General features: G+C 42.3%; 10 protein-coding genes. 6 read left to right on the plus strand and 4 right to left on the minus strand.

Annotated features, from left to right (window positions below; translation table 11 throughout):
• Positions 1-72: 72 nt before the first annotated feature.
• The 3 genes from G2999_RS08965 to G2999_RS08975 all read right to left on the minus strand — a co-directional run bounded on the left by G2999_RS08965 (position 73) and on the right by G2999_RS08975 (position 4,860).
• A complete protein-coding gene (locus G2999_RS08965) occupies positions 73-1,425 on the minus strand; it encodes an MFS transporter (protein ID WP_010180882.1) in 1,353 nt (450 codons plus the stop codon).
• 120 nt (positions 1,426-1,545) lie between these two features.
• Positions 1,546-2,940: a siroheme synthase CysG gene (gene cysG, locus G2999_RS08970; protein WP_010180883.1), complete on the minus strand. Its 1,395-nt coding sequence runs from the start codon at positions 2,938-2,940 to the stop codon at positions 1,546-1,548.
• A 51-nt stretch (positions 2,941-2,991) separates the two neighbouring features.
• On the minus strand, positions 2,992-4,860 hold the full coding sequence (locus G2999_RS08975) for a DEAD/DEAH box helicase (protein ID WP_010180884.1): 1,869 nt from the start codon (positions 4,858-4,860) through the stop codon (positions 2,992-2,994).
• A gap of 573 nt (positions 4,861-5,433) precedes the next feature.
• Here G2999_RS08975 and G2999_RS08980 point away from each other — a divergent pair.
• Both G2999_RS08980 and G2999_RS08985 read left to right on the plus strand, forming a co-directional pair.
• On the plus strand, positions 5,434-5,913 hold the full coding sequence (locus tag G2999_RS08980) for an N-acetyltransferase (protein WP_010180885.1): 480 nt from the start codon (positions 5,434-5,436) through the stop codon (positions 5,911-5,913).
• Positions 5,914-6,055: 142 nt separating this feature from the next.
• On the plus strand, positions 6,056-6,910 hold the full coding sequence (locus tag G2999_RS08985; RefSeq protein ID WP_010180886.1) for an ion transporter: 855 nt from the start codon (positions 6,056-6,058) through the stop codon (positions 6,908-6,910).
• A gap of 119 nt (positions 6,911-7,029) precedes the next feature.
• On the opposite strand, the gene tolC is transcribed toward G2999_RS08985, so the two are convergent.
• The gene (gene tolC / locus G2999_RS08990; protein ID WP_010180887.1) at positions 7,030-8,322 is read right to left on the minus strand and encodes an outer membrane channel protein TolC; all 1,293 of its coding nucleotides are present in this window, start codon (positions 8,320-8,322) and stop codon (positions 7,030-7,032) included.
• A gap of 131 nt (positions 8,323-8,453) precedes the next feature.
• Here tolC and nudF point away from each other — a divergent pair, with 131 nt between their 5' ends.
• The 4 genes from nudF (at position 8,454) to parE (ending at position 12,143) form a co-directional block, all read left to right on the plus strand.
• The gene (gene nudF / locus G2999_RS08995; RefSeq protein ID WP_010180888.1) at positions 8,454-9,071 is read left to right on the plus strand and encodes an ADP-ribose diphosphatase; all 618 of its coding nucleotides are present in this window, start codon (positions 8,454-8,456) and stop codon (positions 9,069-9,071) included.
• A gap of 3 nt (positions 9,072-9,074) precedes the next feature.
• Positions 9,075-9,524 carry a DUF1249 domain-containing protein gene (locus tag G2999_RS09000; protein ID WP_010180889.1) on the plus strand — a complete coding sequence of 150 codons (450 nt, stop codon included), beginning with the start codon at positions 9,075-9,077 and terminating at the stop codon, positions 9,522-9,524.
• On the plus strand, positions 9,521-10,150 hold the full coding sequence (locus G2999_RS09005) for a YqiA/YcfP family alpha/beta fold hydrolase (RefSeq protein WP_010180890.1): 630 nt from the start codon (positions 9,521-9,523) through the stop codon (positions 10,148-10,150). Before G2999_RS09000 ends, G2999_RS09005 begins: the two co-directional genes overlap by 4 nt.
• A gap of 100 nt (positions 10,151-10,250) precedes the next feature.
• Positions 10,251-12,143: a DNA topoisomerase IV subunit B gene (gene parE / locus G2999_RS09010; RefSeq protein ID WP_010180891.1), complete on the plus strand. Its 1,893-nt coding sequence runs from the start codon at positions 10,251-10,253 to the stop codon at positions 12,141-12,143.
• Positions 12,144-12,205: the final 62 nt, after the last annotated feature.

The raw sequence follows: 12,205 nt of genomic DNA on the forward strand, positions 1-12,205 counted from the left end.
TATCTAAACGATGATAAGTCGCTATGATCTCCTATCTCTCTTTAGTTGATTGAGTAAAGTGGGCGTCAGTGATTACTGACGCGCTTCCATCTGCATAATAGGGTCACGAATCATTCGTAAAAACAGCAAGCTAGGGATGACCATAATCGCAGTCAATAAAAAGAACAACGCCCAATTCCCATGTAAACCATCGACGATAACACCACTACTAGACGCTAACAAGGTACGGCCAAAGACGCCTAGAGAAGCCATCAGCGCGTATTGTGAAGCACTAAAAGCCTGGTTACATAGCAATGATATAAAGGCAACTAAAGCCACTGAACTCCACGCTGCGGTAAACCCATCTACAAAGACAGTGGCAGCAAACAATGCAGTATTTGGTCCAGCTAACGCCATCAAAGAAAACATAATATTACTCGATGCCATTGCAATACCACCCACCATTAATCCACGATAGATGCCATAACGCATATTCACCATACCACCGATAACGGCGAAGATAATAGTCACCCACCAATTGAGTAATTTTGAATAAGTACCGATTTGGGCATTAGAAAACCCGATCTCTTTATAAAATACAATCGACATACGCCCTAAGAAAGCCTCGCCAATTTTGAATAAGAAAATAAAGAGTAAAATGGATAATGCAAGCTTGAGGCCGTTGCGTTGGAAAAATTCACGAAAAGGTTCGATCAACGACACAGCAAGCCAACTTACTATTCGATGTGATAATTTTTGAGTATCGAGGGATAAACTGGAAGCATAGTGAGCACTTGCATCGGCTTGGAATGATTGTCGGTGGGTTACAGGCTCTTGGACCCAAAATACCGTAGTGGTAAGTAAGACCATGATCCCTGCCATGGCAAAGTATAAGGTTTGCCAAGTAAATCCGGGTAAATCCACCAAGAAAAACGGAATAGCACCGAGTCCACCGTAGCCTGTCCACCAACCCGCTGTCGCCATGGCAGAAGCACCTGAAAGAGCTGCCTTTTCATGTTGCATAATGGTGTCAACACGAAACGCATCAATCGCAATATCTTGTGTTGCTGAAGCTATGGCAATACCTAAACCAATAACAGCAACCCAATAAATTTGATTAGGCATACTCACAAAGCCCATAGCAAGACATAAGCTGATAATGCAAAGTTGAGTGACTAAGATCCAGCTTCGCCGTTGTCCCATTTTTAGCAGCTGTACGCGGTCTAATAGAGGTGACCATAAAAAGTTAATAGAATAAGCGACGAAGATTACCCCAAATAGACCGATGGCGCTGCGGGATAAACCTTCTTCCTTGAGCCAAGCTGTTAATGCTGATCCAATCAATACCCAGGGAAAACCACTGGCCATACCGAGGCAGAAAATAGAGAGGAGTCGTTTATCTTTATATGTGGATAAGGCGCTGCGCAGTGTCGTGTCTGAATTCATTTGAGTAAAATTCGTAAAATGATAACACCATCATAGCACTATGCAGGACGAAGCCCAATATAATCAAAAGGCGACACAACATATATAATGGAGATTGGATGCTGCTGATGTTCTTGAAGATTAATCTAGTTGTGGCTTAAACCAATGTAAATCGTCATGTAAAGAGACCACGGTACCGACGATGATCAATGCTGGCGGTTTAATTTCTGCTGTTTTTACTAATTCTTCAATAGTCGTTAATGTACCAATGACAACTCTTTGATGAGGTAATGTCGCAGATGCAACAATCGCAATCGGCATATTTGGAGACATACCATGTGCTATCAGTTCACGGCATATAATCCCTAAACCTGTCATGCCCATGTAAAAGACCGTAGTTTGATTTTTCTGCACTAACGCAGGCCAATCTAGATTAATGGTATCGTCACGTAAATGGCCCGTCGCAAAGACAACAGATTGAGCGTGGTCACGGTGTGTTAGAGGTATGCCAGCGTAAGAGGCTGCGCCACTTGCAGCGGTCACCGCAGGGACCACTTGAAAACTGATCCCTTTATCTACAAGTGTTTCTAATTCTTCACCACCGCGTCCAAAGATGAATGGGTCTCCGCCTTTAAGTCGGACGACCCTATTGCCCTCAAGCGCTTTATCTACAAGCAGCTGATTAATTTCATCTTGAGGGATGGTATGCTTTGATTTAGCTTTACCCACATAAATTTTTTCTGCATCACGTCGCACGAGTTCGACAATCGCTGGAGATACGAGCCTGTCATACACAACAATATCCGCTTTTTGCATCAAACGCAGTGCACGAAATGTGAGTAAATCAGGATCACCAGGTCCAGCACCGACTAAGTAAACCTCACCTTGAGTGTTGTCTTGTTGGGTAAAATCATCTAATGCATTAGCAAAGTCCATATCTGCTTTAGCTTCATTGCCTTGCATCACGGTCTCAGCAATATCTCCATCTAATACGGATTCCCAAAAATAACGGCGTTCGGTCACACTACCTAAACGTGATTTCACCTCGCTGCGGAATTTCTCTGAAAACCGGCCTAAGCGTTGAACTTGCGCGGGAATCACACTTTCCAGTTTTTGTCGTAAATAGCGTAATAATACCGGTGCAACCCCACCACTAGACATCGCAATAATGATCGGTGAGCGGTCAACAATCGATGGCGTAATAAATTTACACAGCGGAGTGTTGTCCACGACATTCACAAGAATATTATGTGCCGTCGCATGATCATGAATATGTTGGTTTACTTGAGGATCGTCGGTGGCTACAAAGACCATGTTATGTGTAAAAATGTCGGCATCTTCAAATTTACGTTCATGCAAGGTGAGTGAGTGCTGAGCAACGAGTTGTTTCACTGTATCACTGACCCAAGGAGAGACAATAGTGACCTTTGCAGGAGTTTTTAATATTAGTTCAAGTTTTCGAGCGCCTACTTCCCCAGCACCGACAATAAGTACAGATAAATGTTCTGCATCAATAAATACTGGGAAATATTGCATTATCGCAAGTCCTGTGTGTTGCGCTCGAATACTTAGATGAACACCACAAGATTACTCTTGTGGTTTTTTAGGTCCCTTACGGTGTTCTTTTTTAGCAAAGTTAGGTTTAGCACGATTTGCACCGCGATCATCACCACGACCGCCATCTCTGCCTTTACCGCCTTCACGATTGCCACGTGCAGGTGGCTTATCAGACCATTCTCGAAGACTCAAGCGTTGTCCTGCAACACGAGTCCCTTGAAGTTGTTCACGCGTTTCTGCTGGCATACCTGCGGGTAAATCGACTGTTGAATAGGTGTCATAAATTTCAATCGCGCCGATATTCTTAGAGCTGATATCAGCTTCGTTCGCAATCGCACCTACAATATTACCTGGCTTAACATGATGTACATGTCCAACATCAATTCGGAAGCGCTTCATCCCTGCATCTGGAGTTGTGCGTTCACGAGGACGACGTTCTCCGCGTTCACCACCACGACCACCACGGTCGCCTCTTTCACCACCGCGTCCACGATCACGTCCACCACGCTCACGTCCACCAAAGTCACGCTCGCTACGTTCACGACGCTCAGGTTTCGCATTGAGATCAGGTCGGTCTCCTTCTTTGAGTAATAATGGTTCATCACCTTGAGCAATTTTTGCTAGGGCAGCCATTAATACTTCAGGATCAGCTTCTGTTTCTGCTTTAATCATTTCAATAATAGGGATCAAAGATTGAATTGAGTCATCTTCAATTGCTTCAACCACTGACTCTTTAAAACGCACTAAACGTGATTCATTCATTTCTGAGATGCTTGGAATAGGCATCTGCTCAATTGATTGTTTGGTGGTTTTTTCAATTTGGAATAACAAACGTTTTTCGCGATGTGAAATAAATAAGATTGCATCACCCTGACGGCCAGCACGACCAGTACGACCAATGCGGTGTACATAGGATTCAGTATCGTAAGGAATATCAAAGTTAATGACGTGCGAAACACGTTCAACATCAAGACCACGTGCAACAACGTCGGTCGCAATGAGGATATCGATGCTACCAGATTTAAGGCGCTCAACAGTACGTTCACGAGATTTTTGTGGAATATCACCATTTAATGGCTCTACGTCATAACCGCGTGCAGATAACTTATCGGCTAATTCAAGCGTCGCCGTTTTTGTACGTACGAAAACGATCACACCGTCGAATTGTTCGACTTCTAAAATTCGTGTTAAAGCTTCTAATTTATGATGGCCGGCAACTTGGCAGTAACGTTGACGAATCGTGGAAGCCGTCGATACTTTTGATGCAATTTTTACATGTTTTGGCTCATGTAAATAACGCTCAGTAATTTTTTTGATTGGTCCTGGCATTGTTGCCGAGAACAAAGCCGTTTGCTTTTCTTTAGGAGAATGCGACAAAATTAGTTCAACATCATCGATAAAACCCATACGTAACATTTCGTCGGCTTCATCAAGCACTAAGAACTTCAAACGATCAAGCTTTAATGTTTTACGTTGGATGTGATCAATCACACGTCCTGGAGTTCCGACTACTACTTGAACGCCACGTTTTAGTTGACGAATTTGGTTGTCATATGACTGACCACCGTAGATAGGTAAAACACGAATCTTTTTCGAAAAGCTTGCATATACTTGGAATGCTTCAGCGACTTGAATCGCTAATTCACGCGTTGGTGCTAACACCAATAACTGCGGGAAACTTTCCTCTACATCAATGTTTGCTAGCATTGGTAATGCGAATGCTGCAGTTTTGCCTGTACCGGTTTGAGCTTGGCCTAATAAATCATGCCCTTCTAAAAGCAATGGTATACTCTCAGCTTGAATGGGAGAGGGAGTTTCGTAACCTACTTTTTCTAGTGCTTGTAAAATTTCAGAGGGTAGATTGAGGTCTTTAAATGTCATATTGACAGTATCGGTCATGGAGGATCCTGATGTAGAGCACTTTGTTGAGTCAGTATGACCTATTAAAGTGATGAAGATATTACTTAAAACCCAATTATAAGGGTAAATGTCCGTTTATACCATTTAACTTATGATATTTCTTGGGAGTGATGGATGAATAGCATTTTATTCATGGTGTGACTGGCTAAATTACACCTATCTTTTATGTCATGTAATTTGTTATGGGCATGTTAAATGTATATCACAGACTCGCTGTTAATCTGATGATAGATGTATGTAAAATGTACAATGATATAATATGTAAATGTCACAACGATAATATCGATTCGGGCTATTTAAATGATTTACTGACATCATGTTCCAACCCACAGTCAGAGATAAATTGTTCAAAATTTAACCATCAAAGGTGGCTTTGAATGAAATAAAATATGCATAGGCTTATTTCACCATCAATATTGTGTCCTATTTGTGCCTACTGCTTGAGCTTCAATATGGTAGTGTAATTCATATTGGTAGAAGTTTGCTGATGTACACATATTTATGATGGTACAGTTAGCGTCAAGTTACTCATTACAACATAGGAATTATCCAATGATTACCTACAGACAAGCTGATTTTTCAACCAAGACGGATGCTAATGCATTGTGTTTGCTAATGAATGCATATGCGACCGATCCTATGGGGGGCAATACCCCTATTGCAGATGCGATCCTATATGCACTCCCTGAACTGTTAGCAGAGCGCGATGACGCGTTTAGTATCATTGCATGGGATGCTGACGTCCCGATAGGTTTAGCAAATTGCTTTGTGGGGTTTTCAACGTTTGCAGCGCGTGAATTGGTCAACGTACATGACTTAGTTGTGATAGACAGTCACCGCTATCAAGGTATTGGTAAAGCCCTATTAGCAGAAGTCGAACAAGTGGCTCAGTCTCGAGGTGCTTGTAAAGTCACGTTAGAAGTATTACAAAATAATGCACCTGCTCGCAAAGCCTATACGGATATGGGATTTGTACCTTATGAATTAGCGCCTGGTGCAGGTGTCGCTGAGTTTTGGCAAAAGAAAATATAAGTTTGGATAATCAAATGACCTATTCTGAGAGTCATTCATCATGTATGTTTTAACTCGCCCTAAAGGTGTCGCTTATCGTGTGCAGAATGGAAGAATGCATGTACAATACATTTCAGAATTTGGTCTTTTTTAATCAATAAATATGTACTCTAATATTGTCTCTGCACTATCACGCTTACGTCATAATCGTGTTTTTGAAATTGTTGTCATTACCGTTATTATTATCTCAGCACTTGAGATAGGTGCGAAAACATTCCCACTTTCGGATTCTGCGGTATTCGTCACCAAGATTATGGACCGGGCCATTACGATCTTTTTCCTCTTTGAGATCCTGATTCGATTTATAGCAGAACCTCGCAAAAAAGACTTCTTCAAATCGGGTTGGAATATTTTTGACACACTCGTTGTGGTGATTAGTTTGATCCCGATCAACGAATCGGAAATGGCATTACTCGCCCGTTTAATTCGAGTGTTCCGTGTCTTACGAATGATATCGATAATCCCTGAACTGCGAGTGCTGATTAATTCATTACTCAAAGCGATGCCGCAGATGGGTTATGTCGTGTTGTTAATGTTTATCATTTTCTATATTTACGCTGCAATAGGCAGTTATTTATTTGCACCAATAAATGAAGTGTTGTGGGGGAATATTGCGATTTCAATGCTGACTTTATTTAGGGTCATGACATTTGAAGATTGGACCGACGTGATGTATGAGACACAAGCAGTTTATGGGTTCTCTTGGATTTATTACATGACCTTTATATTCTTGACGGCATTTGCGTTTTTAAACATGGTCATCGGGATCGTCATTAACGTCATGGAGCAAGAACAGCGTGAGGCACGCGAAAGAGAACTAGCCGCTGACCCTGAAAAACAAGATATCTCTAATCGAGAAGTCAATGCAGAGCTTCACGCCCAAATTGATGAGCTGCAAAGTGAAATAGCAGAGATTAAGGCGCTAATTGTGGCTAATCGTCGGGAAACTAAAACCTAATTAGTTATGTGTGGGGCTATTTTCGTACTAGTACCCAATGTGAGTCGACATCATTCATAAAAAAAGAGCTCAATGACATTTACGCGCCATGAGCTCTTCTTACAATATCTACGCATTAATCATTGTGCGGGTTTTAACCCTTTATTTAGCGCTTCAATATCTGCCACTGTCAGTGTCCCAGCAGCCCGCTTAAGATTAATGACTGCAGTAATAAAATCATAGCGTGCATTAGCCAGATTTTTACGCGCATTGAACAGGTTTCGTGTTGAGTTCAGGACATCGACAATCGTGCGAATACCTACATCAAAGCCTTCTTCAGTAGCGCGTAATGCTGATTCAGCAGAAACTACAGCTTGTTCAAATGCGTTAATGGTAGAGATGTTGGCACCAATATTGTTGAATGAGTTACGGACACTTCTTACCGTGCCGCGGTAGATTTGTTCTAGTGTTTCACTTTCTGCGACAAATCGTGAGCGAGATTGTTCAGTTCGTGCTGATGTTGCACCACCCGAATAAATAGGCACATTGAGAGTAATACCTAAGCTGCTCGAATCTGAATCACTGTCAATACCATTAGTATCAAAATCAGAACGTGACATAGAACCGGATAAACCTAACGTGGGTAAATGACTCGCTTGATTGGCACTGATATCATCTTTAGCAATATCCACGGCAAACTGCTGGGCTTGTAAATCTAGGTTATTCATCTGTGCTAAGTCTAGCCACTCTTCTACATTCTGTGGGGCAGGAGCTTGAGCGGCAAATGTCTCTGTATTTAAGACGTTTACTTCTTGGTAATACAAACCAGTAATTTCACGCAGTTGTTCTTTACGAAGCTCTAATGTGTTTTGCGCACGGATTTCTTGGGCAATGGTTGTATCAAAGTTTGCTTGCGCTTCATGGACATCAGTAATCGCGATCAAACCCACTTCAAAGCGTTGTTTAGTTTGTTCTAACTGACGTTCGATAGCTCGTTTTTCTGCTTGCACAAATTCAACATTATCTTTGGCACGTAAAATATTCAAATAGGCATCGACGACACGGACGATAAGATCTTGTAGGGTGGCGGAATAAGAAGCTTCGGCTTGTTGTGCAACTTTCTCTGCACGGTCCATACCAACCCACTTGGCGTGGTCATAAAGTGACATCGATAAACCGACGCGGTAATTAAGGGTATCAGTATCGACATCATTCGTGTCCGACATAGAATAACCAATTGAGCCGGAAACTTGAGGTAATAATGGCGCGCGTGCTAAGGTCACGCCCTCAAGTGATACATCACGCAAGGCTTTTGCGCGGTTAACTACAGGATCTTTATCAAGGGCTTGTTGGTAAATCGTGGTAAGATCTTGCGCATAAAGCGAACCGGTAAATCCTATGCTTATGATGACACTTAACAGTGTTTTTTTCATATTGCTGCCTTTCAATCAGTTAAAATGAATCAAATATAGTAGAGTGTAAGAAATTCAACCGCATACATAAATAGTTATCACGTAACGAGTAGCGGTTATGTGTAACAGAATGTAATTTCTCTAGGAAAACTATGTCAATCAAACCACAGTTTAACAACCAAGACGTGGAAGTGGTGACCACCACACCATTATACGACGGTTTCTTTAAAATGGTGCAATATAAACTCAAACATAAACTGTTTGCTGGCGGTTGGTCTGGTGAGGTGACGCGAGAAATGTTTGAGCGCGGTCATGCGGTGGCGTTATTACCTTATGATCCGAATACCCAAGAGTTTGTATTAATAGAACAGTTTCGCTTGGGTGCGATGGCAACATCAGATTCACCTTGGTTGATTGAGGTGATAGCCGGTATGATAGATGACGGTTACACCCCTGAGGATGTATGTCATAAAGAGGCTCAAGAAGAAGCCGGTATCGAGTTGCAACATTTAACTAAAGCATGCAGTTATTTGTCTAGTCCAGGTGGCACCACCGAACGGTTACACATCTATATTGCACATACTGATGCAACTAAAGCACAAGGCATTCATGGGGTTGAGCATGAATCAGAAGATATACTAGTGCACCGCGTTGCTGAAAAACAAGCAAAAGCATGGTTAGCCAACGGACGCATTGACAACGCAGCTGCTATTATTGCGTTGCAGTATTTCTTTTTACACAAACAACAGATTTTAGATAGTTGGCAATAAACCGTGAACGATCATACGATACACAAGAAAAAATATGTCCCCCATTTACCAAGCTTGTTAGCTTTAGGCGATCACAATTATGCGCGGTTTATGCGCTTATTACCTGATTGTGATACCCAAGACATGACCTATCATTTTTGTGTCGAAGAGTTACTCAGTTACTCCATTGAGATCACCGATTGTGCCCGTTATACCACGACAGTCGACGTTAAGCAGATTGCTGAATCGTTACCGAATTTTTTGAAACCTGCAATGACAGTACGGTTATACCATGATGCTAAGTCAGCTGAGGTGATCAGCTGTCAACATGTGGGTAATTTAAAGGCTAGTTACGAATATCCCAACTTACATATGCACCAGAAAAATGAAAAGTTTATGGTGAATGTGTTCTTATCTGAGTGGTTACAATTTTGTATTGCGTATCAAAATAAAATGACGGCACATAACTCATGAGTTTTGCACCACAAGCGCACATACTATATTTACATGGTTTCTTAAGCTCACCCATGTCTGCTAAAGCACAACAAATGCGTACCTATTTAGCTCAACATTTTCCGCATGTACAAATGCATTCTCCGCAATTATCTGGCGTGCCTAGCGAAGCGGTTGAGCAAGCATCACAGCGCTTCAGTGCACTACAAAATGCTTACGGTGAGCGTTTTCTGGGTGTGATAGGTAGTTCAATGGGCGGGTTTTTAACGACTCACTTATTAGAAAATATCAGCGCGCCGAATTACAAACCTAAAGGCGTGTTAATTAATCCTGCGGTGGCACCACATATCTTGTTCCCCAACTATTTAGGTGAACATATTAATCCTTACACAAAACAAGCATTTACGTTATCGGATACCGATGTCCATGCGATAAAAGCGTTATATATGCCTACAATTCAGCGCACTGACCAATATCAAGTATGGTTAGAAACCGAAGATGAAGTGCTCGATTATCGTCTGGCTGAAACACTCTATGCTGACAGTGATTTGCGGATCACCCAAGGAGGCGATCACAGCTTTCAAGGATTTTCGAATGCGCTACCTAATATTTGTGCGTTTCTGGCATGTGAAAGGTTTGCTCAATAGCACCGTACTTGGTAATATCAAATGATAATAAATACGTTACCTGAGCCAGCCAAGTTAATGATGCGGGCACTTGAGTAACACCACCAAGGCGCAAGTATTCATGTCAGAACAATATAATTCAGATGCCATTGAAGTCCTTAACGGGTTGGATCCTGTTAAACGTCGCCCAGGGATGTATACCGACACCACACGACCGAACCATTTAAGCCAAGAAGTCATCGATAACTCAGTTGATGAAGCCCTGGCAGGTCATGCATCTTCAATTAAAGTCATTTTACATGATGACCAATCATTAGAAGTGATTGATGATGGTCGTGGTATGCCGGTGGATATTCACCCAGAAGAGAAGATCTCTGGCGTAGAATTGATCATGACCAAACTCCATGCCGGTGGTAAATTTTCTAATAAAAATTATGAGTTTTCTGGTGGGTTACACGGTGTTGGTATCTCCGTGGTTAATGCCTTGTCCAAGCGTGTTGAAGTGACTATTCGTCGCGATGCCCAAGTCCATCAAATTGTGTTTGCCAATGGCGATAAGATTTCGGAGCTTGCCGTGATTGATACGTGTGGAAAACGTAATACTGGCACTAGCGTCCATTTCTGGCCTGATGCGAGTTATTTTGATTCGGGCAATTTCTCAGTACGCCAGTTACTGCATGTGTTACGCGCCAAAGCGGTGTTATGTCCAGGATTACGCATTCGCTTTGATAATAAAATTAGCAAAGAAACGACAGAATGGTATTACGAAGATGGTTTGCGTGATTATCTCTATGATTCCGTCAAAGAATTTGAAACGTTACCTACAGATGAGCCGTTTGTAGGTGCATATTCAGGTAATCATGAAGCCGCTGATTGGGCGGTGATGTGGCTACCGGAAGGTGGCGATATGGTCACCGAGTCTTATGTGAACCTCATCCCTACAGCGCAAGGTGGTACACACGTAAACGGCTTGCGTCAAGGACTGTTAGAATCCATGCGTGAGTTTTGTGAGTTTAGAAATCTGTTACCGCGTGGTGTGAAACTTAGCCCTGATGATATTTGGGATCGTTGTAGTTATATTCTCTCGACCAAAATGCAAGATCCTCAATTTGCTGGACAAACTAAAGAGCGCTTATCCTCTCGTCAAGCGGCTGCGTTTGTATCAGGTATTGTTAAAGATGCGTTTAGTTTATGGCTAAATCAACATACTGATATTGCTGAATTATTGGCTGAGATGTGTATTAATAATGCGCAAAAACGCTTACGACAGACCAAAAAAGTGGCGCGTAAGAAAGTCACTCAAGGACCTGCGCTACCCGGTAAACTGACCGATTGTTCTTCTCAAGATAATAGCCGTTCGGAGTTGTTTTTGGTTGAGGGGGATTCTGCTGGTGGTTCCGCGAAACAAGCTCGAGATCGTGAAATTCAAGCGATAATGCCACTGCGTGGAAAGATTCTTAATTCATGGGAAGTTGATTCTTCTCAAGTGCTCGCGTCACAAGAAATTCATGATATCTCAGTGGCGCTAGGTATTGATCCTGATAGTGAAGATTTATCTGGCTTACGCTACGGTAAAATATGTATCTTAGCGGATGCCGATTCCGATGGTTTGCACATTGCTACCTTGTTGTGTGCGTTATTCGTGAAGCACTTCCGTACCTTGGTAGAGCAGGGACATGTGTATGTGGCTATGCCACCACTGTTTCGTATTGATATTGGTAAAGAGGTTTATTATGCGCTGGACGAAAGTGAAAAGCAGGGTATTTTGGATCGTATTGAAGCAGAGAATAAACGCGGAAAAGTAAACGTACAACGCTTTAAAGGGTTAGGGGAAATGAACCCACTACAACTGCGTGAAACAACAATGGATCCTAATACGCGTCGTTTAGTCCAGCTGACAGTCGGTGATGCTGAGCAAATGCTTGAATTGATGGATATGCTACTTGCGAAGAAACGCTCTGGCGATCGCAAAGTATGGCTAGAAAGCAAAGGTAATTTAGCGCAAGTCGAATAAGCATACCGTCTACTATTGAACTTCGTCTAGCCACAAGCAACGATCTTCCCGTCTTGCATGCA

Origin of the sequence: Glaciecola sp. HTCC2999, from assembly GCF_000155775.1 — a bacterium.
In the GTDB taxonomy this organism is placed as follows: domain Bacteria; phylum Pseudomonadota; class Gammaproteobacteria; order Enterobacterales; family Alteromonadaceae; genus Opacimonas.

Coding starts and splice junctions, on each gene's coding strand:
- G2999_RS08965 (WP_010180882.1), bottom strand. CDS start 1,425: ATGAATTCAGACACGACACTGCGCAGCGCCTTATCCACATATAAAGAT.
- cysG (WP_010180883.1), bottom strand. CDS start 2,940: ATGCAATATTTCCCAGTATTTATTGATGCAGAACATTTATCTGTACTT.
- G2999_RS08975 (WP_010180884.1), bottom strand. CDS start 4,860: ATGACCGATACTGTCAATATGACATTTAAAGACCTCAATCTACCCTCT.
- G2999_RS08980 (WP_010180885.1), top strand. CDS start 5,434: ATGATTACCTACAGACAAGCTGATTTTTCAACCAAGACGGATGCTAAT.
- G2999_RS08985 (WP_010180886.1), top strand. CDS start 6,056: ATGTACTCTAATATTGTCTCTGCACTATCACGCTTACGTCATAATCGT.
- tolC (WP_010180887.1), bottom strand. CDS start 8,322: ATGAAAAAAACACTGTTAAGTGTCATCATAAGCATAGGATTTACCGGT.
- nudF (WP_010180888.1), top strand. CDS start 8,454: ATGTCAATCAAACCACAGTTTAACAACCAAGACGTGGAAGTGGTGACC.
- G2999_RS09005 (WP_010180890.1), top strand. CDS start 9,521: ATGAGTTTTGCACCACAAGCGCACATACTATATTTACATGGTTTCTTA.
- parE (WP_010180891.1), top strand. CDS start 10,251: ATGTCAGAACAATATAATTCAGATGCCATTGAAGTCCTTAACGGGTTG.